This is a genomic window from Hydrogenophaga sp. GW823-FHT04C09, from assembly GCF_058796355.1.
In genome coordinates, this window is record NZ_JBXAIO010000009.1 from 113,084 (window position 1) to 132,537 (window position 19,454).

The 19,454-nt window shown below is 69.2% G+C and carries 19 protein-coding genes; 17 read left to right on the forward strand and 2 right to left on the reverse strand.

Features of this window, described 5'->3' with window-relative positions; translation table 11 throughout:
• Nucleotides 1–106: 106 nt before the first annotated feature.
• Complete coding sequence (locus tag AC1Q9M_RS22175) at nucleotides 107–913, reverse strand: MmyB family transcriptional regulator (RefSeq protein ID WP_444687171.1); 807 nt, start codon at nucleotides 911–913, stop codon at nucleotides 107–109.
• Nucleotides 914–1,047: 134 nt separating this feature from the next.
• Here AC1Q9M_RS22175 and AC1Q9M_RS22180 point away from each other — a divergent pair, with 134 nt between their 5' ends.
• The 16 genes from AC1Q9M_RS22180 to AC1Q9M_RS22255 all read left to right on the forward strand — a co-directional run bounded on the left by AC1Q9M_RS22180 (nucleotide 1,048) and on the right by AC1Q9M_RS22255 (nucleotide 17,244).
• Nucleotides 1,048–1,461, forward strand: a complete 414-nt coding sequence (locus AC1Q9M_RS22180; RefSeq protein WP_444687170.1) for a hypothetical protein — start codon at nucleotides 1,048–1,050, stop codon at nucleotides 1,459–1,461.
• A 115-nt stretch (nucleotides 1,462–1,576) separates the two neighbouring features.
• Nucleotides 1,577–1,735 carry a DUF3309 family protein gene (locus tag AC1Q9M_RS22185; protein ID WP_297403479.1) on the forward strand — a complete coding sequence of 53 codons (159 nt, stop codon included), beginning with the start codon at nucleotides 1,577–1,579 and terminating at the stop codon, nucleotides 1,733–1,735.
• Between the two features lie 82 nt (nucleotides 1,736–1,817).
• On the forward strand, nucleotides 1,818–4,682 hold the full coding sequence (acnA, locus tag AC1Q9M_RS22190; protein WP_382155992.1) for an aconitate hydratase AcnA: 2,865 nt from the start codon (nucleotides 1,818–1,820) through the stop codon (nucleotides 4,680–4,682).
• A 55-nt stretch (nucleotides 4,683–4,737) separates the two neighbouring features.
• Nucleotides 4,738–5,667: a S1C family serine protease gene (locus AC1Q9M_RS22195; RefSeq protein WP_492435788.1), complete on the forward strand. Its 930-nt coding sequence runs from the start codon at nucleotides 4,738–4,740 to the stop codon at nucleotides 5,665–5,667.
• Between the two features lie 27 nt (nucleotides 5,668–5,694).
• Nucleotides 5,695–6,696, forward strand: coding sequence for an AAA family ATPase (locus AC1Q9M_RS22200; protein WP_492435790.1), 1,002 nt, complete (start codon nucleotides 5,695–5,697; stop codon nucleotides 6,694–6,696).
• 1 nt (nucleotide 6,697) lies between these two features.
• The gene (locus AC1Q9M_RS22205; RefSeq protein ID WP_492435792.1) at nucleotides 6,698–7,768 is read left to right on the forward strand and encodes a DUF58 domain-containing protein; all 1,071 of its coding nucleotides are present in this window, start codon (nucleotides 6,698–6,700) and stop codon (nucleotides 7,766–7,768) included.
• Nucleotides 7,765–8,832: a VWA domain-containing protein gene (locus AC1Q9M_RS22210; RefSeq protein ID WP_382156004.1), complete on the forward strand. Its 1,068-nt coding sequence runs from the start codon at nucleotides 7,765–7,767 to the stop codon at nucleotides 8,830–8,832. Before AC1Q9M_RS22205 ends, AC1Q9M_RS22210 begins: the two co-directional genes overlap by 4 nt.
• A gap of 348 nt (nucleotides 8,833–9,180) precedes the next feature.
• A complete protein-coding gene (locus AC1Q9M_RS22215) occupies nucleotides 9,181–10,392 on the forward strand; it encodes an MFS transporter (protein ID WP_444687167.1) in 1,212 nt (403 codons plus the stop codon).
• A gap of 47 nt (nucleotides 10,393–10,439) precedes the next feature.
• Complete coding sequence (locus AC1Q9M_RS22220) at nucleotides 10,440–11,288, forward strand: dihydroorotate dehydrogenase electron transfer subunit (RefSeq protein ID WP_444687496.1); 849 nt, start codon at nucleotides 10,440–10,442, stop codon at nucleotides 11,286–11,288.
• The gene (locus AC1Q9M_RS22225) at nucleotides 11,281–12,231 is read left to right on the forward strand and encodes a dihydroorotate dehydrogenase (RefSeq protein WP_382321173.1); all 951 of its coding nucleotides are present in this window, start codon (nucleotides 11,281–11,283) and stop codon (nucleotides 12,229–12,231) included. The genes AC1Q9M_RS22220 and AC1Q9M_RS22225 overlap by 8 nt, the downstream gene beginning before the upstream one ends.
• 21 nt (nucleotides 12,232–12,252) lie before the next feature.
• On the forward strand, nucleotides 12,253–13,509 hold the full coding sequence (locus tag AC1Q9M_RS22230; protein ID WP_492435795.1) for a hydantoinase/carbamoylase family amidase: 1,257 nt from the start codon (nucleotides 12,253–12,255) through the stop codon (nucleotides 13,507–13,509).
• A gap of 11 nt (nucleotides 13,510–13,520) precedes the next feature.
• Nucleotides 13,521–14,570 carry a dihydroorotase gene (gene pyrC / locus AC1Q9M_RS22235; protein WP_492435797.1) on the forward strand — a complete coding sequence of 350 codons (1,050 nt, stop codon included), beginning with the start codon at nucleotides 13,521–13,523 and terminating at the stop codon, nucleotides 14,568–14,570.
• A gap of 191 nt (nucleotides 14,571–14,761) precedes the next feature.
• Nucleotides 14,762–15,682: a helix-turn-helix domain-containing protein gene (locus tag AC1Q9M_RS22240; RefSeq protein WP_382156022.1), complete on the forward strand. Its 921-nt coding sequence runs from the start codon at nucleotides 14,762–14,764 to the stop codon at nucleotides 15,680–15,682.
• Nucleotides 15,679–16,362, forward strand: coding sequence for an orotate phosphoribosyltransferase (locus AC1Q9M_RS22245; protein WP_382321162.1), 684 nt, complete (start codon nucleotides 15,679–15,681; stop codon nucleotides 16,360–16,362). The genes AC1Q9M_RS22240 and AC1Q9M_RS22245 overlap by 4 nt, the downstream gene beginning before the upstream one ends.
• 15 nt (nucleotides 16,363–16,377) lie before the next feature.
• Nucleotides 16,378–16,704: a hypothetical protein gene (locus tag AC1Q9M_RS22250; RefSeq protein WP_382321159.1), complete on the forward strand. Its 327-nt coding sequence runs from the start codon at nucleotides 16,378–16,380 to the stop codon at nucleotides 16,702–16,704.
• 15 nt (nucleotides 16,705–16,719) lie between these two features.
• Nucleotides 16,720–17,244, forward strand: coding sequence for an SLOG cluster 4 domain-containing protein (locus AC1Q9M_RS22255; RefSeq protein WP_492435799.1), 525 nt, complete (start codon nucleotides 16,720–16,722; stop codon nucleotides 17,242–17,244).
• 27 nt (nucleotides 17,245–17,271) lie between these two features.
• On the opposite strand, the gene AC1Q9M_RS22260 is transcribed toward AC1Q9M_RS22255, so the two are convergent.
• Nucleotides 17,272–17,979 (reverse strand): DUF899 family protein, encoded by a 708-nt coding sequence (locus AC1Q9M_RS22260; RefSeq protein WP_444687163.1) that lies wholly within the window; start codon nucleotides 17,977–17,979, stop codon nucleotides 17,272–17,274.
• A gap of 103 nt (nucleotides 17,980–18,082) precedes the next feature.
• Between AC1Q9M_RS22260 and AC1Q9M_RS22265 the strand changes: the two genes are divergently transcribed.
• Entirely contained in the window at nucleotides 18,083–19,285 is a 1,203-nt protein-coding gene (locus tag AC1Q9M_RS22265; protein ID WP_444687162.1) for an FAD-dependent monooxygenase, read from the forward strand.
• Nucleotides 19,286–19,454 lie beyond the last annotated feature (169 nt).

Below are 19,454 nucleotides of genomic sequence, written 5' to 3' on the forward strand. Positions count from 1 at the left end.
CGCGCCGCCTTCGGCGTCACCCCCCGGGGGCGGCGCTGGAGGGCCGGTGGAGCCGGACCCTCGGCGCCCTGGATCAAAAAAGCCGCTGCGGTTGCAGCGGCTTTTTTTACGCCTGCGCGGCGAGTTGCCTGAGCAACTCTGCAGACGCTTCATCGCCTGGAAAGAAGGTCTCCAGCGCCAGCTCCTGCAGGGTGATGTCCACCGGCGAGCCGAACACCGTGGTCGTGCTCACGAGGTTCAGCACGCCATGGCCGGTGTTGAACTGGAAAGGCATCAGCACGCCATGGTGTTCGCCCGGCAGCGTGCCGGCGTCGTTGCCGAACGATGCCGGGTAGCCCTTGAGTTCGGCCAGCAGCGCGGCCAGCGCCTCATCGCCGGTGGCGTGGATCTGCTGGCGCAGGCGCTCGAACAGGTGCTCGCGCCATTGCCGCAGGTTGGCGATGCGCGGCGCCAGCCCCTCGGGGTGCAGGCTCAGGCGCAGCACGTTGACGGGGCCCTCCAGCAGCCGGGGCGAGGCCCCCACCATCAGCAGCGGCACCAGGCGGTTGGCCATCACCAGGTTCCAGTGCCGGTCCATCGCCAGCGCGGGCCAGGGTTCGTGGCAGTCCAGGATGCGCTTGACCGCCGCGCGCGCCGAGGCCATGTCGGGCGCGTCCAGCGGGCGCTCGCGGTACATCGGGGCGTACCCGGCGGCTTCCAGCAGCGCGTTGCGTTCGCGCAGCGGCACCTCGAGGCGGTCGACCAGGCGCAGCACCATGTCGCGGCTGGGGCTGGCGCGGCCGGTCTCCACGTAGCTCAGGTGCCGGGTGGACACATCGGCCACGTGCGCCAGGTCGAGCTGGCTCAGGCGGCGCCGCTGGCGCCAGTGGCGCAGGCGTTCGCCGAACGGGGAGGGGGTGGACAGGGCGTTCATGGGCGGCATGGTAGGGCACCCGGGCGCCGCCCGGCCATGACCTGCCACGTCATGGACGCCGAGCACCCGCCGGCCGACCATGCACCCCGGATGCCCTGAATTCCATCCGTCCTCACCTCATCAAGGAGTGCACCATGTCCCTCATCGCTTCCCTCACCTCCCCGGTCGGCCTGCGCCGCGTGCTCTGGGCCGATGCCCTGTCCGGCTCCGGCACCGCCGTGCTGCACCTGGCCCTGACCGGCTCGCTGTCCGCCCTGCTGGGCCTGCCCGGCGCGCTGCTCAGCGCCTCGGGCATCCTGCTGCTGCTCTACGTCGCCCTGGCCGGCACGCTGGCCCTGCAGGCCACGCCGTCGCGCGCGCTGCTGGGCGTGCTGGTGCTCGGCAACTTCGCCTGGATGGCGGCCTGCCTCGCGCTGCTGTTCGGCGGCCTGGTCTCGCCCACGCCGCTGGGCCAGGCCTACCTGGTGGTGCAGGCGGTGGCGGTGCTGGTGCTGGCCGAGCTGCAATGGATGGCGCTGCGTCGCCAGCGGCCGGCCGCCCTGGCCTGAGGCGTGTGCGCCAGCGCACAGATGTGCGCGCACCGAGCGCCTACGCTGGATGGGCGCCCGCGACGGACCGGCCGTCGCGGGTGCCCATCGGTCTTTTTGAACAAGGAAAACAACCATGACGCTTGGAACCATCCTCCTGATCATCCTCATCCTGATCCTGCTCGGCGTCTTTCCCACCTGGCCTCACAGCCGCGGCTGGGGGTATGGGCCCAGCGGGGTGCTCGGGGTGGTGCTCATCATCGTGATCGTGCTGCTGCTCACCGGCCGTTTGTGACGCAATTCATGGCCGTCAGCACGGATTAGCGGGCTCCTGACAGAATGGACCGGTGTTTCACCGATTCCGTCAGGAGCCCCACATGCCCACGACCAGCCATTTCGCCCATCCCTTCGCCTCCACCGTCAAGACCTTCAAGACCGCCTCGGGCAAGAGCGGCCGCTTCTATTCCCTGCCGGCGCTGGCCAGACAGTACCCCTCTGTGAAGCGCCTGCCGGTGTCGCTGCGCATCGTGCTGGAGAGCGTGCTGCGCCATTGCGATGGCGAGCGCGTGACGCCCGACCACGTGGCGCAGCTCGCGCAATGGCAGCCCAACACCGCGCGCACCGACGAAATCCCCTTCACCGTGGCGCGCGTGGTGCTGCAGGACTTCACCGGCGTGCCCCTGCTGGCCGACCTGGCCGCCATGCGCAGCGTGGCCCAGCGCCTGGGCCAGGACCCGAAGAAGATCGAGCCGCTGGTGCCGGTGGACCTGGTGGTGGACCACTCGGTGATGGTCGACCACTACGGCACCAAGCAGGCGCTCGACCTCAACATGAAGCTGGAATTCCAGCGCAACAACGAGCGCTACCAGTTCATGAAGTGGGGCATGCAGGCCTTCGACACCTTCGGCGTGGTGCCTCCGGGCTTCGGCATCGTGCACCAGGTGAACCTGGAGTACCTGGCGCGCGGCGTGCACATGAAGGGCGGCATGTACTACCCCGACACCCTGGTGGGCACCGACAGCCACACCACCATGATCAACGGCATCGGCGTGGTGGCCTGGGGCGTGGGCGGCATCGAGGCCGAGGCCGCCATGCTGGGCCAGCCGGTGTACTTCCTCACGCCCGACGTGGTGGGCTTCGAGCTCACCGGCCGCCTGCGCGAAGGCGTGACCGCCACCGACCTGGTGCTCACCGTCACCGAGATCCTGCGCCAGCACAAGGTGGTGGGCAAGTTCGTCGAGTTCTTCGGCGAAGGCACGGCCTCGCTCGCGCTGCCCGACCGCGCCACCATCGCCAACATGGCGCCCGAGTACGGCGCCACCATGGGCTTCTTCCCGGTGGACGAGAAGACGCTGGCCTATTTCCGCGGCACCGGCCGCAGCGCCGCCGAGATCGAGGCCTTCGAGGCCTACTTCCGGGCCCAGGGCCTGTTCGGCGTGCCGGCCAGCGGCGAGATCGACTACTCCAAGGTCGTCAAACTGGACCTCGGCCTGGTCACGCCGAGCCTGGCCGGCCCCAAGCGCCCGCAGGACCGCATCGAACTCGGCCAGGTGGCGCGCCAGTTCTGCGACCTGTTCAGCAAGCCCAACGAGCAGAACGGCTTCAACCGTCCGGCCGAGCTGCTGCACACGCGCTACCACGCGATCGACAACGAGATGGCGCCCGTGGCCGTGCCCTCGGCCAAGCCCACGCCCGAAGGCGCGCCGCGCTTCGAGGTGGAGATGGTGGCCAACCGGCCGGTGCGTGCCAGCGCGCCGGTCAAGGAACCGCGTGGCGACCTCACCATCGGCAACGGCGACGTGCTGATCGCCGCCATCACCAGCTGCACCAACACCAGCAACCCCGGCGTGCTGCTGGCCGCCGGCCTGCTGGCCAAGAAGGCGGTGGAAGCCGGCCTCAAGGTGCAGCCGCACATCAAGACCTCGCTGGCCCCCGGCTCGCGCATCGTCACCGAATACCTCACCCAGACCGGCCTGCTGCCCTACCTGGAAAAGCTCGGCTTCGCGCTCGCCGGCTATGGCTGCACCACCTGCATCGGCAACGCGGGCGACCTCGCGCCCGAGCTCAACGCCGTCATCACGCAGAACGACCTCATCTGCGCCGCGGTGCTCTCGGGCAACCGCAACTTCGAGGCCCGCATCCACCCCAACCTCAAGGCCAACTTCCTCGCCAGCCCGCCGCTGGTGGTGGCCTACGCCATCGCCGGCAACGTCATGAAAGACCTCATGACCGAGCCGGTGGGCAAGGGCAAGGGCGGCAAGCCGGTGTTCCTGGGCGACATCTGGCCCAGCAGCGACGAGATCTACCAGCTCATGAAGTTCGCCATGAACGGCAAGGCCTACCGCGAGAACTACGCGCGCGTGGCCAGCGAGCCCGGCAAGCTGTGGGAGCACATCAAGGGCGTCTCGGGCAACGCCTACACCTGGCCCAAGAGCACCTACATCGCCGAGCCGCCGTTCTTCGAAACCTTCCAGCTCGCGGCCACGGCGTCCGCCGAGCCGCCGGCGGTGCGTGGCGCGCGCGTCATGGCGCTGTTCGGCGATTCCATCACCACCGACCACATCTCGCCGGCCGGCAACATCGCCGAGAACTCGCCCGCTGGCCAGTGGCTGCTGGCGCATGGCGTGCTCAAGGCCGATTTCAACAGCTATGGCGCGCGCCGGGGCCACCACGAGGTGATGATGCGCGGCACCTTCGCCAACGTGCGCATCAAGAACCTGATGCTGGCCCCCTTGCCCGGCGGATCGCGCGAGGAGGGCGGCTGGACGATCTACCAGCTCGACGGCGTGGGCCAGGGCCAGAAGATGAGCATCTTCGACGCCGCCATGCGCTACCAGGCCGCCGGCGTGCCCACCGTGGTGTTCGCGGGCGAGGAGTACGGCACCGGCTCCAGCCGCGACTGGGCCGCCAAGGGCACCCAGCTGCTGGGCATCAAGGCCGTGGTGGCGCGCAGCTTCGAGCGCATCCACCGCTCCAACCTGGTCGGCATGGGTGTGTTGCCATTGCAATTCAAGGCCGGTGACTCCTGGGAAAGCCTGGGCCTGGCCGGTGACGAAACCATCGACGTGGTCCCGCACCCCGACCTGCTGCCGCAGAGCGAGGCCCGGCTGGTCATCACCCGCGCCAACGGCGAGCGCCGCGAGGTGAACGTCATTCTGCGCATCGACACGCCGGTGGAGGTGAACTATTACCGCGACGGCGGAATCCTCCCCTACGTCCTCAGGCAATTGTTGAGCGCTTGAGCCCGATGCCGCAACGCGGCATGATGTGTTTTCGTTCTGCCCTTCGGGAGTCGCCATGCGAAAGCCTGCCTTGTACAGCCCGTCCACCCGCCCCGGGGTGCCGAAGGCGGGCGCTCAAGGCGCCGGGCCGGCCGCTGCACAGGCCGACGCCCCGGTGGCACCCATCCCGCGCCGGCGCCGCTGGCGGGCCGCCGTCGCCCGCTGGGCGGCCAGCCCGCGCGTCATGTGGTCAGCCCTGGCCCTGCTCGCGGCCCTGCTGGCGGCCAGCGCCTGGCAGGGCAGCGCGAACGGGCCCAAGGCGCTGACGCAGAAGGACATCGACGCGGCCGTGCTGCGCACCCTCACCACCCAGAACATCCCGTCCAAGGCCGCGCGCGCGGCGGAGAAGATCCGCCCCGCCGTGGTGCGCGTCATGTCCTACGGCAAGGACAAGAAGGGCGAGGAGCAGGAAATGGGGGTGGGCACGGGCGTGGTGATCGTGGACAAGGGCATCATCCTGACCAACCTGCACGTGGTGCAGCACGCGCAGACCATCAAGCTGGTGTTCGCCGACGGCACCGAATCCGGCGCCAGCATCACCGGCGTGCAGGCCCAGAACGACCTGGCCGTGCTGCAGGCCCACACCATCCCGGACGACCTGATCGCCGCCACCATGCGATCCACCGGCGACCTCGTGCCCGGCGACGAGGTGGTCGCGGTGGGCTTTCCCTTCGGCATCGGCCCCTCCACCTCGTCGGGCGTCATCTCCGGTTTCGACCGCGCCTTCAAGTCGCCCGAGGGCGAGCAGGAGATCGGCAACCTGATCCAGTTCGATGCCGCGGCCAACCCCGGCAACTCGGGCGGCCCGCTGGTCACCATGGACGGCGAGGTCGTCGGCATCGTCACCGGCATCCTCAACCCGACCAGCCACCGCACCTTCCTTGGCATCGGTTTTGCTGTGCCGATCGAGAGCGCCGCCAGCGCCGCCGGTCTGCCCCCGTTCTAGTTCTTCCTTTCTTCACAGGAGCGTTCCATGGACCAAAGCACCGCCCCCGACACCGCCCAGCTCATGGAGCAGATCCTGTACGAGGTCAAGCGCGTGGTGGTCGGGCAGGACCGGTTCCTCGAACGTGTCATGGTCGCCATGCTGGCCCAGGGCCACCTGCTGGTCGAGGGCGTGCCCGGCCTGGCCAAGACCCTTACCGTGAAGACGCTGGCCAGCGTCGTGCAGGGCCGCTTCAAGCGCATCCAGTTCACACCCGACCTGGTGCCCGCCGACCTCGTGGGCACGCGCATCTACAACCAGAAGACCGGCGACTTCAGCACCTCGCTGGGCCCCGTGTTCGCCAACCTGCTGCTGGCCGACGAGATCAACCGCGCGCCGGCCAAGGTGCAGAGCGCGCTGCTGGAGGTGATGCAGGAACGCCAGGTGACCATCGCCGGCGAAACGCACAAGGTGCCCAACCCCTTCCTGGTGATGGCCACGCAGAACCCGATCGAGACCGAAGGCACCTACCCGCTGCCCGAGGCGCAGGTCGACCGCTTCATGATGAAGGTGATGGTGGACTACCCGAGCGACGAAGAGGAGTTCGTCATCGTCGAGCGCGTCACCGGCCCGGCCGTCAACGTCAACGCGGTGGCCACCACCGACCAGCTCGCCGCGCTGCAGGCGCAATGCCGGCAGGTGTACGTGGATCCTTCGCTCGTGCAGTACGCGGTCAAGCTGGTCTCGGCCACGCGCACGCCCGAGAAACACGGCATCAAGGACATGGCGCACCTCATCACCTTCGGCGCCAGCCCGCGCGCCACCATCGGCCTGGTGGAAGGCGCGCGCGCCCTGGCCATGCTGCGCGGGCGCAACTACGCCCTGCCCGAAGACATGACCGATCTCGTGCCCGACGTGCTGCGCCACCGCGTGGTGCTGTCCTACGAGGGCCTGTCCGAAGGCCTGACCAGCGAAACCCTGATCGGCCGCATCATGAAACACATTCCCGCGCCGGCCCGGCCGTTGGAACACGAGAAAAAGGTGGCTTGACATGCTTGGGCGGCTGTTCGGCAAGAAGGGCGGGGCCCCGGCGAGCGCCGCGGCCGCCGCCACGCCGGTCGCGCGCCGGGCCGAGGCGCTGCTGCGCCGGCTCGAATGGACCGTGCTGCGCCGGCTCGACGGCCTGCTGCAGGGCGACTACCGCACCCTCATGCGCGGCTCCGGCCTCGACCTCGCCGACCTGCGCGAGTACCAGCACCACGACGACGTGCGCCACATCGACTGGAACGTGACCGCGCGCCTGCAGACGCCGCACGTGCGCGTGTTCACCGAAGACCGCGAGATGGCCGCCTGGTTCCTGCTCGACCTCAGCCCCTCGGTGGACTTCGGCTCGGGCGAGCAGCGCAAGAGCCAGGTGCTGCTGGACTTCACCGCCGTGCTCGCGCGCCTGATCGGGCGCCACGGCAACCGCGTGGGCGCCGTGCTCTACGGCTCGCGCGGCCAGCCCGTGGTGGACGCGGTGCTGCCCGCGCGCGGCGGCCGCACCCAGGTGCTGCGGCTCATGCAGATGGTGCTGCAGCCGCCGGTGCACGCCAACGCGAAGAACGGCGTGACCCAGCTCGCCGACCTGCTCAAGGCCGCCGTGCACACCGTGCGCCAGCGCGGCACCGTGTTCGTGGTGTCCGACTTCATCAGCGAGCCCGGCTGGGAGAAACCCCTGGGCGAACTCGCGCGCCGCCACGACGTGGTCGCCGTGCGCCTGCTCGACCCGCTCGAACTCGACTTGCCCGACCTCGGCCTGATCCCGATTCGGGACGCCGAGACCGGCGAACAGCTACTGGTCGACACGCACGACTCGGGCTTTCGCCAGCGCTTCGCGCGCATCGCCGCGCAGCGCGAGGCGCAGCTGCGTGAAAGCCTGGGCCGCGCCGGCGTCGACACCCTGGAGCTGTCCACCGACGACGACCTGGCCGAGGCCGTGCTGCGTTTCATCGACCTGCGCAAGCGCCGCCTGCGCGAGACGCGCAACGGCACCGGCGCACGCCCTGTGCCCACCCAGTTGCCTACCCGGGACCGCCGCAGCTTCAGCGGCGTCCCACGCGAAGGAGCCCGTCCATCATGAACAACTGGCCCGTCACCTTTCTCTGGCCGCAGTTGCTGTGGTTGCTGCTCGCGCTGCCGCTGCTGGTGCTGCTCTACGTGTGGCTGCTGCGAAGGCGCAAGCAGACCGCGCTGCGTTATGCCAGCCTGTCCATCGTGCGCGAGGCCATGGGCAAGGGCCCGGGCTGGCGCCGCCACGTGCCCCCGGTGCTGCTGTTGCTGGCTATCGGCATCATGCTGCTGGCCTCGGCGCGGCCCATGGCCACCATCGTGCTGCCCTCGACCCAGCAGACCATCATCCTGGCGATGGACGTCTCGGGCAGCATGCGCGCCGAAGACGTCAAGCCCAACCGCTTGGTGGCCTCGCAGAACGCGGCCAAGGCTTTCCTGGCCGAACTGCCGCGCCATGTGAAGGTCGGCATCGTCGCTTTCGCGGGCTCGGCGCAGGTGGTGCAGCCCGTCACGCTCAGCCGCGAAGACCTGGTCACCGCGATCGACAAGTTCCAGCTGCAGCGCGCCACCGCCATCGGCAGTGCCATCGTGGTCTCGCTCTCCGAGCTGTTCCCCGAGCAGCGCATCAACCTCGGCGACATGACCTACAGCCGCAACACCGATCCGTTCGCGCCCAAGGGCCGCTCGCTCGACCAGCCCAAGCCCGACGAGAAGACCTTCACGCCGGTGGCCCCGGGCTCCTACACCTCGGCCGCGATCATCCTGCTCACCGACGGCCAGCGCACCACCGGCGTGGACACCGCCGAGGCCGCGAAGATGGCGGCCGAGCGCGGGGTGCGCGTCTACACCGTGGGCGTGGGCACGGTGGACGGCGAGATCATCGGCTTCGAAGGCTGGTCCATGCGCGTGCGGCTCGACGAGGAAAGCCTCAAGGAAGTGGCGCGCGCCACGCAGGCCGAGTACTACTACGCCGGCACCGCCGAGAACCTCAAGAAGGTCTACGAGACCCTGAGCTCGCGGCTGACGGTGGAGAAGAAGGAAACCGAAATCTCCGGTCTGCTGGCCCTGGCCGCCTCGCTGCTCGCGCTGCTGTCGGCAGGCCTGTCGGTGCTCTGGTTCAACCGCATCCTCTGAACGCCGAGGGCACGCGCCGGCACGTGGCGCAGCGGCCCGTGCGTCGGCGCGCCACGAAGAAGGCCTGAACGGCGAACCGTTCCGGCCCACCGGCTGCGCCTGCAGAACCGGTGCTGAGCGCCTCCCATTTCCCTCCCATCGCACCGCGCCCTCGGCCATGAGGCGCGGGCCTCTGCGCGCGCCTCGACGCCGCATCACCGGCCGTCGCATCCGGGAAAACACTTATCTCATGATCGAGACAAGTATCAAAAAAGATACTAGTATCAAAACATAGAAGAGATGTCGAACCTCGCCGAAGCCTTGCGGCGATGTCCCGTGCAACGAAAGCCCTGTGGGGTGGAGACTCAAATGAGCAAGAAAGATGCGGTGGATGGCTACAGCTGGAAAGCCCTGGCGGGCTCGGCGGTGGGCTATGCGATGGATGGATTCGACCTGCTGATCCTGGGCTTCATGCTCAGCGCGATCTCGGCCGAGCTGCAACTGACGCCCAGCCAGGCCGGGTCCCTGGTGACCTGGACCCTGGTGGGCGCGGTCTTTGGCGGCATCGTCTTCGGGGCGCTGAGCGATCGGTACGGGCGCATCCGGGTGCTCACCTGGACCATCGTGCTGTTCGCCGTCTTCACCGGCCTGTGCGCGTTCGCGCAGGGCTACTGGGACTTGCTGATCTACCGCACGATCGCGGGCATCGGCCTGGGCGGGGAGTTCGGCATCGGCATGGCGCTGGCGGCCGAGGCCTGGCCCGCCAAACACCGCGCGCGGGTGTCCTCGTACGTGGCGCTGGGCTGGCAATGTGGCGTGCTCGGCGCCGCCTTGCTGACGCCCTTGCTCCTGCCCGTCATCGGCTGGCGTGGCATGTTCCTGGTGGGGGTGCTGCCCGCCCTGGTGGCCTGGGTGATCCGCAACAAGCTGCATGAACCCGAGGTGTTCGTGCGCCAGGCCGCCAGGCCGGCGTCGAAGGGGCAGGCCTTCAGGCTGCTGGTGAAGGACAAGGCGACCACGAAGATCAGCGCGGGCATCGTGGTGCTGTGCTCGGTGCAGAACTTCGGCTACTACGGAATCATGATCTGGATGCCCAGCTTTCTGGCCAAGCAGCTCGGATTCAACCTCACCAAATCGGCCCTGTGGACCTCGGTGACCATCCTCGGGATGATGGCTGGCATCTTCATCTTCGGCCAGCTGGCCGATCGCATCGGCCGCAAGCCCAGCTTCCTGTTGTTCCAGGCGGGCGCCGTGGCCATGGTGCTGTTCTATTCGCAACTGACCGACCCCATCCAGATGTTGTGGGCGGGTGCCGTGCTGGGCATGTTCGTCAACGGCATGCTGGGTGGTTACGGTGCGCTGATGTCGGAGGCCTACCCGACGGAGGCCCGTGCCACGGCGCAGAACGTGCTGTTCAACATCGGCCGCGGCGTGGGTGGGTTCGGGCCCGTGGTCGTGGGGGCGCTGGTCAGTGCCTATTCGTTCCAGATCGCCATCGCCTTGCTGGCCGCCATCTACCTGCTGGACATGGTGGCCACGGTGTTCCTCATTCCCGAACTCAAGGGCAAGGAGCTGGAATGACCGAAGCGCTCCAGCGTCTCCCGGCCGCACCACGGGCCTGCGCCACCATGACCGAGCGCGCCTGCTTCCAGCGCAATGCCGAGGCGGTGGCCTCGCACCGCTGCGAGGTGGTGGAGCACCGCTGGGTCAACGACCGCTACAAGTACCTCCGGCTCACCACCGAGGTGGATCTCGCCGCCATCACCCGGCCCGGGCAGTTCTACCAGCTCAAGTGCCCGTCGACCGACGACATGAAGCCCTTCCTGCTGCGGCCGATGAGCGTCTATGGCGTCGGCCCCGCACCCGGCACGATCGAATTCCTCTACAACGTGACCGGCCTGGGCACGAAGGCCCTGGCGACGCTGGCCGTGGGGGGGCAGATGGACATCGTCGGCCCGCTGGGCAACACCTTCGTGCTGGACGCCAGTGTCCGGCGCATCCTGGTGGTGGCGCGGGGCGTCGGCCTGGCCACCATGGCGCCCTTGCTGCAACTGGCGGCGCGCTCGGGCATCGCCATCACGGCGGTGATGTCGGCACGCGCACCCCAGGACCTGATGCGCGACGAATTCCTGCGCGGTGCGCAGGCCGATGTGCACGTGGTCCATGACAGCGATGGCAGCTCGTCGGTCGAGGCGGTCGAGGCCCTGGTGCGCCGGCTGATGGACGCGCAGCACCACGACGTGGTCTACACCTGTGGATCGCACCGCCTGCTCATGTTGCTGCAGCAGGTGCTGAAGGACTATCCGCAGACGCGCGGTGAAGTCGCCATGGAACAGCGGATGGCCTGTGGCATGGGGGTCTGCCTCTCCTGTGTGCGGCTGTTCGATCACGGCGGCGACAAGCGGTTCCTGCGCGTCTGCCGCGAAGGCCCGGTGTTCTCGATCGATCAGGTGGTGGGGGAGGTGGAGTTTGGCTGATCTCAATGTCAAAGTGGGCGACGTCGCGCTGCGCAACCCCGTCATGCCCGCCTCCGGCTGCTTCGCGATCGAATACGCCGAAGCGCTGGACTTCAACCGCCTGGGCGCGCTGGTGATCAAGAGCGTCTCGCCGAAACCCCGCGCGGGCAACCCCACGCCGCGGGTGACCGAAACCCACGGCGGGATGATGAATTCCATTGGCATCCCGAGCAAAGGCTTGGAACACTACCGGCGCGAGGTGCTGCCGCCCTACACGCGGTTCGACACGCCGGTCGTCGTGTCCATCTCGGCCGACACGGTGGACGAGTTCGCGCAGGCCATCGAGGAGATGTCGCTGCCGGAGGTCGCCGTGATCGAGGCGAACATCTCGTGCCCCAACCTGGAGGCCGATGGCATGGCCTTCGCGATGACGCCCGAAACCACCTACAAGGTGGTGAGCGCCATCCGGCGGCGAACCCAGCACCCGTTCTGGGTCAAGCTCACCCCCAACGCATCGCACATTGCCGCCGTGGCGAAAGCCGCCGAGGAAGCCGGGGCGGACGCCCTGGTGATGGGCAACACGGTGCTGGGCATGTCCATCGACGTCCGCACCCGCAAGCCCAAGCTGGGCAATGTGATGGGCGGCTTGTCCGGGCCCGCCATCAAGCCGATTGCCTTGCGCATGGTGCACCAGTGCTACCGCAGCGTGCGCATCCCGGTCATCGGTTGCGGCGGCATCTCCAACGCCGAGGACGCGGTCGAGTTCATGCTGGCCGGTGCCAGTGCCGTCCAGGTCGGCACCGCGTCGTTCATCGATCCCGGTGCGATGCAGAAGATCATCGATGGGCTTCACGCCTTCTGCGACGAGACCGGCGTGACCCACGTCCGCGAGTTGACCGGTCAGGTCCGGCTGGATCGGCAGCTGTCCGACCGCTGGTTGCGCTTTGCCCAGCAATCGGGTTGATGCCCACCGCCGGCGACTGCCATGAACCTTGTTGAACTTCGGCCCCTGGCCGAAAAACTCTTTGCCGATGTCCGTGAACTCTCGTTCGACGGGGTGGGCGTGACGCGGGAAAGCTACGGCCCGGGCGAAACCGCCACGGCGGACTACCTGCGGGACTTCGCGCGCTCGGAGGGGCTGGTGGCCACCTCGGACCGGGCCGCCAACGTGGTGTTCTCGCTGCCGGACGCGCCGGTGGACCGGCCTTCGGTCTGGATCGGTTCGCACATCGACTCGGTGCCGCAAGGCGGCAACTTCGACGGTCTGGCCGGGGTCGTGGCGGGCCTGCTGTGCCAGGTGGCCCTGCGGCGCCAGGGCGTCAGTCCCGCGGTGCCCATCCAGACCATCGCCTTCCGGGGCGAGGAAAGCGCCTGGTTCGGCAAGGCCTACATGGGCTCCGGCGCCCTGTTCGGCAAGCTGGGCGCCGAGGACCTGGCGCTGCGCCAGCGCAGCACCGGCGAGTGCCTGGCCGATTGCATGAAGCACAGCGGCGCCGACATCGAGGCGGTCCGCGCGCAGGACGTGCTCATCGACAAGGCGGCGGTCAAGGCCTATATCGAACTCCACATCGAGCAGGGGCCGGTGATGGTGGCGCGCCAGCTGCCGCTGGCCGTGGTGTCGGGCATCCGTGGCAACGTCCGGCACAACCGCATCGAGTGCCTGGGCGATGCCCAGCACTCCGGCGTGGTGCCGCGCTGGCTCCGCCACGACGCCGTCTTCGCCGTCTCCGACCTGGTCATGCGGCTGGACGCCCATTGGCGGGCCTTGCTGGAACGCGGCACCGACCTGGTGGTGACGGTGGGCATTCTGCAGACGGACCCGGCGGAACACTCCATTTCGCGCATTCCCGGTCAGGTGGGCTTCAGCCTGGAGGCGCGCAGCAAAAGCACGGACACGCTCGAAGCCTTCTACCAGTTGGTGCAGGCCGAGGTGAGCGCGATCGCCCGTGAGCGGGGTGTGAGCTTCCACTTCGACCGCCGCCTGTTGAGCGAGCCCGCCACCATGGACGAGCGCCTGTGCGCCCTGTTGTCGCAGGCTTGCGCGGATCAGGGGGCGGCCTACGAGGTCCTGCCCAGCGGCGCCGGGCACGACGCCGCGCTGTTCGCCAACGCGGGCATTCCCAGCGCGATGCTGTTCATCCGCAACCAGAACGGCTCGCACAACCCGCACGAGTCCATGGACCTCGACGATTTCATGCTGGGCGTGCAGGCGCTCTCCGTCGCGGCCAGCCGCATCGCCTGAAGAGGCCGACCATGACCGACCTGATCACGATCCGACGCCCCGACGACTGGCACCTGCATCTTCGCGATGGCGACGTGCTGGCCACCGTGCTGCCCTACACCTCAGGGTCGTTCGGCCGGGCGATGGTCATGCCCAACCTCCAGCCGCCGGTGACCACGGTGGAGGCGGCCCGCGCCTACCGGGCGCGCATCCTGGCCGCGGTGCCCGCGGGCGATCGCTTCACGCCCCTGATGACCGCCTACCTCTGCGATCACACGCCGCCCGACGAATTGCGCCGCGGCCACGAAGAGGGCGTGTTCAGCGCCGTCAAGCTGTACCCGTCGGGCGCCACCACGCATTCGGAATTTGGCGTGACGGACATGGCCAAGGTGGCCCCGGCGCTGGAGTGCATGCAGGCCATCGGCATGCCGCTGCTGCTGCACGGTGAGAGCACGGACCCGGCGGTGGACGTGTTCGATCGCGAGGCGGTGTTTCTCGAGCGCACGCTGCAGCCGCTGCTGCGCGACTTCCCCGCGCTGAAGGTGGTGCTGGAGCACATCACCACCGAAGAGGCGGCGCAGGTGGTGCGGTCCGATCACAGCGGGCGCCTGGGCGCGACCATCACGCCGCAGCACCTCCTGTTCAACCGCAATGCCATCTTCACCCAGGGCATCCGGCCGCACTTCTACTGCCTGCCGATCCTGAAGCGGGAGCGCCACCGGCTGGCCCTGATCCAGGTGGCGACCTCGGGCGACGCGCGCTTTTTCCTGGGCACCGACTCGGCGCCCCACGCGCGCGCGTTCAAGGAATCCGCCTGCGGCTGCGCCGGGATCTTCAACGCGCCCACCGCCCTGGCGGCCTACGCCACGGTCTTCGATCAGGCCGGCGCGCTCGATCGCCTGGAGGCCTTTGCGAGCCTCAACGGGCCCCGGTTCTACGGCCTCTCGCCCAACGAGGACACCCTCACCCTGCTGCGCGCGCCGCAAGCGGTGCCTGACAACGTGGCGCTGCCCGGCGGCGCGGCGATCCACCCTTTCCTGGGCGGGAGCACCGTGCCCTGGCAGGTGCGCCCGGCGCCATGAGCACGACCCCCTTTTCCCATCGAGCACCCACGGCCCGGAGCCTGCCCATGAATTCGTCCGTTCTTCCCCCTGGCATGCGGGTGCGCCGCCGAACGGTGCGCGGCGGGACTGGCTCACCCGCCCGATGCCGGTATGTCTTTTCCAGCAGGTGCCCTATATTCTCTTTTTTGATTCGACCGAGTGAAAAAGAGATGAGCACACCCGTCTTGCCGCCAGCTTCCTCGATTGACTATGCGGACCTGGGCAACCGGCTCAAGGCCTATCGCATCGGCGCGTCGCTGCAGGCCGAGGATGTGGCCGAGCAGCTCGGCGTGTCGCGCGCGGTGGTGTACCGCATGGAGAAGGGCGAGATCGTCAAGATCGAGACCCTGGAAAGGCTGGCCCAGCTGCTGAACACGTCGCTGGCCTCCTTGCTGGGGGTGGAGGTCGAGTACTACTCGAACGCCCTGGGTCTGTTCGAACGCATGCGCCAGCTCGAGCAGACATCCGACCGCATCCTGGCCCACTTCGAACCCATTTCCTTGCTGCTGACCTCCGACGAGTACCTCACGCACCTGCGGGAAATGCTGCTCGAGGCCTCGCCGAAGTCCCAGGGCAAAGCGCGCCAGGGCGAAGTGGAGGACATGCTGACCATCCTGGCCGAGCGTCGGCGGTTCTTCGAGCAGCGCCGCATGAGCATCGTGAGCCTGATCGGCATGCGCGAGCTGGAGCGCTTCGTGCTGACGGGGCTGGTCGGGCGGGTCGATCTCCCGCACGAGGTCCGGATGCAGCGCGTGCGGGCCGCGCGCAACGAAGTGGTGCGCATTGCCGATCTGATGGAGAGCGAGCCGCTGAATGTGCAGATCGGCCTGATCGACGATGCCATGCCCTCGTCGACCTTCCAGCTGTTCTCCGGGAACCAGCGCACCGTGCTGGCGGTGAGCCCTTTCCGGCTGGGCGAGTTGCCCAACGTGCGCAACGGCATTGCCACCGTGACCGCCTCACCCGAAGCCGTGCGCCTGTACGAGGACATGATCGGCCGCCTCTGGAAGAGCGCCTACAAGGGCCGCACGGGCGCGCAGCGCTTGCGGCGCCTGCTGGAGCGGGTGGATCCATTGACGGAGTTGCCATGATGCCCAACCCATCCTCCGCCCACGCGGTGGCCGAGCTGCTGATCGAGGCGGGCTGCGTCAGCTGCCGGACCGACGAGCCTTTCCGCTTGCCATCGGGCTGGGCCAGCCCGGTGTACATGGATTGCCGGCGACTGATTTCGTTTCCACGGACGCGGCAGGTGCTGCTGGAGCAGGCCCTGGCCCGGCTTCGCGCCGCCGGCGCCCTGGAGGGCCTGGCCGCCGTGGCGGGAGGAGAGTCCAGCGGCATCGCCTTCGCGGCCTGGATGGCGGATGCCTTGAACCTGCCCCTGCAATACGTTCGCAAGCGGGCCGTGGGCCAGGCGCAGGTGGAAGGGGTGGTGGCGCCCGGCTCGGCGGTGCTGCTGGTGGACGACCTGATGGCCGCGGGCCTGTCCAAGCTCACCTTCTGCCAGGCACTGCGCGCGCGGGGTGCCGTGGTCCGCGACGTCTTCGTGGTCTTCGACTACGGCACCTTCGATGCCACCGCGATGCTGCACGCGCACCAGATGCGGGTCCATGCCCTGTGCACCTGGCAGGACGTGCTGGATGCCGCGCGCGGGCGCGATGGGTTCGACCCATCGGCCCTCGCGGAATGGGCCGCATTTCTTCGAACCCCGGGGGCGTGGTCCGAGGCCCATGGTGGCATCGCATCCTCCCCCGTGTCCCCTGTCCCCGCTTAAAGGAGAACCTCCGGCATGACTTTTCAACACATCGCGCAGACGTTTGCGCAGGGCCTGGCGGGAACCGACCAGTTCAAGGCGTTCTACAAAGGCGCGTTCGCCCTCATGAAGACGGATCCGGACAACGCCGCGCTGTATTTCGTGGTGGGCGTCGCGGCCCACTCCTATGTGCAGAAGTTCGAAGACCAGGCGGTGGACCCCGCGCAGGCGGACCAGGCCAAAGCGACGCTCGACGCCTTCAATGCGCGCTTGCTGGCGTCGCTGTCCCAGTCGCCCGAGGAGCGCCTGGCCGCGGTGAGCGCCGTGGCGCTCGACTACGAGTGGAACGTCCAGGCGTTCTGAACGTCCCCGGGTGCCATGGCCGTCATCGGCGTCATGGGTTCGGGCTCCCGACCCTGGAACCGGCTCGCCAGACCACTGGGCGCGTGGATCGCCGAGGCCGGCCACCACCTGCTCACAGGCGGTGGCCAGGGCGTGATGGCGAGCGTGGGCAAGGCGTTTCACGAACACCCCGGCCGGCGCGGTTGCGCCATCGGGGTGCTGCCCACCCTGGCCGACCCCGAGCACGGTTTCCGGCCGCTGGAGGGCTACCCCAACGCGCATGTCGACATCCGGATCGTCACGCCGCTCCCGCGCCGCGCCGCATCCGATCCACCCGGGCTGCACACGCGCAACCACGTGAACGTGCTGAGCAGCGACGTCGTCGTGGCCTTGCCGGGTGCGCACGGCACCCGCGATGAGGTGCGCCTGTGCCTGGCGTTCCACAAACCCGTCATCGCCTTCGGGCCGCGGGCGCAGTTCGCGGACATGCCGGGCGAGCTGTTGGTCGTGCAGCGCCTCGAGCGCGTCGTCGCGTTCATCGAAGACCGGCTGAAAGCCTGATCCCTTCGCCCCTCGGCAAGCGCGCGTTCAGGCGCCGTTGCCATAGTCCAGTCTGGGGTACCAGTCCGTGCCGCGCCCGCCCGGCGTGAGGTCCAGGATGTTCCACAGCGGCGTGGGGTCGGGCGCGCCGCGCGGGTCCTGGCCCGGGTCGGCCGTGCCGCCGAGCTCGGAGCCCCAGAAGTGCCGCACCTGGCCGTCGCGCCGCACCCAGACATCGAGCGCGGGCCACTCCTCGCCATTGGGTGCCAGGCCCCGGTAGTCGCGCGCGAAGCGGTCGCCCACCGTCGCGTAGAACTTCAGGTTCTTCCAGCCCCGCTCGCGCGCGAAGGCCAGTTGCCGCTCCACCGGCGAGCGGCCGATCACCGCCAGCGCCACGCGCTGCGAGAGGTCGCGCGCGGGAATGTCGAGCGAGCCGATGAACGCGGTGCACATCGGGCAGGGCCGCTCGCGTTGCGGCCCGTACATCCAGAAGTAGGTCACCAGCGTGTCGTGCGCGCCGAACAGCGCCTTCCAGCCCACCGTCTTGCCGTTCTCGTCGCGGAACTCGTAATCGGCCGCCACGCCGCCCGGCGGCAGCGCGCGCCGCTGCGCGGCCACGCGCTCGATGTGGCGCCGCAATTCGATCTCTTCGGCCAGCAGCGCCGTGCGCGCGGCGCGGTACTCGCTGCTGTCGTTGGGGTAGGGCTGGCTGGCCGCCCGGGCCAGGGCGGTGGCGGGCTGGAGCGAGGCGGTCATCGGAGGTCCTTTCCGGGTGATCGAAGTGCCAGCCTATCGCGTTCCCCCAGCCTTGTTGGTGCGCTACCTCACGCAGCCCGGCCGGGGCGGCACAATCGCGCGCATGAACCAACAAGTGATCGTGGCGGGCGGTGGCATTGGTGGACTGGCTTGCGCCCTGGCGCTGGCCCGCGCGGGCGTGCGCTCGGTGGTGCTGGAACAGGCCGAGGCCTTTGGCGAGGTGGGGGCGGGCCTGCAGCTCGGGCCGAACGCGGTGCGCGTGCTGGCCGAGTGGGGCCTGATGGACGCCCTGCAATCCTGCGCCGCGTTCCCGGAGGCGCTGCGCGTGCGCGACGCCCACCGGGCCAACCAGCTCGGCCACCTGCGCCTGGGCGCCCTGGCGCTGGCGCGCCACGGGCAGCACTACGCCACCCTGCACCGCGCCGACCTGCACGGCCTGCTGCTGAGCGCGGTGCAGCGCCGGCCCGAGGTGCAGCTGCGCCTGGGCGCGCGGCTGGCGAGCTGGACGGAAGACGGCGAGGGCGTGCAGGTGGCGCTGGAGGAGGGCGAGACGCTGTCGGGCGAGGCGCTGATCGGCTGTGATGGCCTGTGGAGCCGGGTGCGCGCCGGCCTGCTCGGCGGGCCGCCCGTGCGCGCCACCGGCCACCTGGCCTACCGGGGCATGGTGCGCTCGGTGGACCTGCCCACGCCCCTGCGCGCCAACCTAGTCACGGCCTGGCTGGCGCCGCGCCTGCACGTGGTGCACTACCCGGTGAAGCAGGGCGACTGGTTCAACCTCGTGGCGGTGGTGCAAGGCCAGCTGCCGCCCGGCGACGACCCCCAGGGCTGGACGCACGAGGCCCACGCCAGCGACCTGCGGCGCGCCCTGGGCCCGGCCTGCGGCGAGCTGATGGCCATGGTCGCGGCCGTGCCCGACTGGACGCTGTGGCCGCTGAACGACCGGCCCGCCTTGCGCGGCCCGCACGAACAGGCGCGCGGCCGCGTGGCCCTGCTGGGCGACGCGGCCCACCCCATGCGGCCCTATTTCGCGCAGGGCGCGGCCATGGCCATCGAGGACGCCTGGACGCTCGGGCGCCTGGTGCAGGACCGCGAGGCCGGCAGCGACTGGGCGCTGCGGCTGTCGCGCTACGCCCGGACCCGCTGGCAGCGCAACGCGCGCGTGCAGAAGCTCTCGCAGCGCAACGGCGTGGTCTTCCACGCCCAGGGCATGCTGCGTTGGGCGCGGGACTCCGCCATGAGCATGCTGGGCGAACGATTGCTGGACAATACGTGGCTCTACGACGGACCGCCCGAGCCGATGAGATGATGAGACACCCCCCTGCGCCGCTGCGCGGCTTCCCCCCTCCGTGGCGCGCCTCCGGCGCTTCGAGGGGGGACGGCATCTCGGGCCGGCGCAGCCGGACCCTTGATGCCTCTGGAGGGTGCACTTCTTTCGTTGCGGCTCGCGCTCCGGAGCAGTGAGAATCCTTGTGCAT

Excerpts from the sequence above, each read along its gene's own strand:
- AC1Q9M_RS22175 (WP_444687171.1), bottom strand. The coding sequence starts at position 913 with ATGAACGCCCTGTCCACCCCCTCCCCGTTCGGCGAACGCCTGCGCCAC.
- AC1Q9M_RS22180 (WP_444687170.1), top strand. The coding sequence starts at position 1,048 with ATGTCCCTCATCGCTTCCCTCACCTCCCCGGTCGGCCTGCGCCGCGTG.
- AC1Q9M_RS22185 (WP_297403479.1), top strand. The coding sequence starts at position 1,577 with ATGACGCTTGGAACCATCCTCCTGATCATCCTCATCCTGATCCTGCTC.
- acnA (WP_382155992.1), top strand. The coding sequence starts at position 1,818 with ATGCCCACGACCAGCCATTTCGCCCATCCCTTCGCCTCCACCGTCAAG.
- AC1Q9M_RS22195 (WP_492435788.1), top strand. The coding sequence starts at position 4,738 with ATGCGAAAGCCTGCCTTGTACAGCCCGTCCACCCGCCCCGGGGTGCCG.
- AC1Q9M_RS22200 (WP_492435790.1), top strand. The coding sequence starts at position 5,695 with ATGGACCAAAGCACCGCCCCCGACACCGCCCAGCTCATGGAGCAGATC.
- AC1Q9M_RS22205 (WP_492435792.1), top strand. The coding sequence starts at position 6,698 with ATGCTTGGGCGGCTGTTCGGCAAGAAGGGCGGGGCCCCGGCGAGCGCC.
- AC1Q9M_RS22210 (WP_382156004.1), top strand. The coding sequence starts at position 7,765 with ATGAACAACTGGCCCGTCACCTTTCTCTGGCCGCAGTTGCTGTGGTTG.
- AC1Q9M_RS22215 (WP_444687167.1), top strand. The coding sequence starts at position 9,181 with ATGAGCAAGAAAGATGCGGTGGATGGCTACAGCTGGAAAGCCCTGGCG.
- AC1Q9M_RS22220 (WP_444687496.1), top strand. The coding sequence starts at position 10,440 with ATGACCGAGCGCGCCTGCTTCCAGCGCAATGCCGAGGCGGTGGCCTCG.
- AC1Q9M_RS22230 (WP_492435795.1), top strand. The coding sequence starts at position 12,253 with ATGAACCTTGTTGAACTTCGGCCCCTGGCCGAAAAACTCTTTGCCGAT.
- pyrC (WP_492435797.1), top strand. The coding sequence starts at position 13,521 with ATGACCGACCTGATCACGATCCGACGCCCCGACGACTGGCACCTGCAT.
- AC1Q9M_RS22240 (WP_382156022.1), top strand. The coding sequence starts at position 14,762 with ATGAGCACACCCGTCTTGCCGCCAGCTTCCTCGATTGACTATGCGGAC.
- AC1Q9M_RS22245 (WP_382321162.1), top strand. The coding sequence starts at position 15,679 with ATGATGCCCAACCCATCCTCCGCCCACGCGGTGGCCGAGCTGCTGATC.
- AC1Q9M_RS22250 (WP_382321159.1), top strand. The coding sequence starts at position 16,378 with ATGACTTTTCAACACATCGCGCAGACGTTTGCGCAGGGCCTGGCGGGA.
- AC1Q9M_RS22255 (WP_492435799.1), top strand. The coding sequence starts at position 16,720 with ATGGCCGTCATCGGCGTCATGGGTTCGGGCTCCCGACCCTGGAACCGG.
- AC1Q9M_RS22260 (WP_444687163.1), bottom strand. The coding sequence starts at position 17,979 with ATGACCGCCTCGCTCCAGCCCGCCACCGCCCTGGCCCGGGCGGCCAGC.
- AC1Q9M_RS22265 (WP_444687162.1), top strand. The coding sequence starts at position 18,083 with ATGAACCAACAAGTGATCGTGGCGGGCGGTGGCATTGGTGGACTGGCT.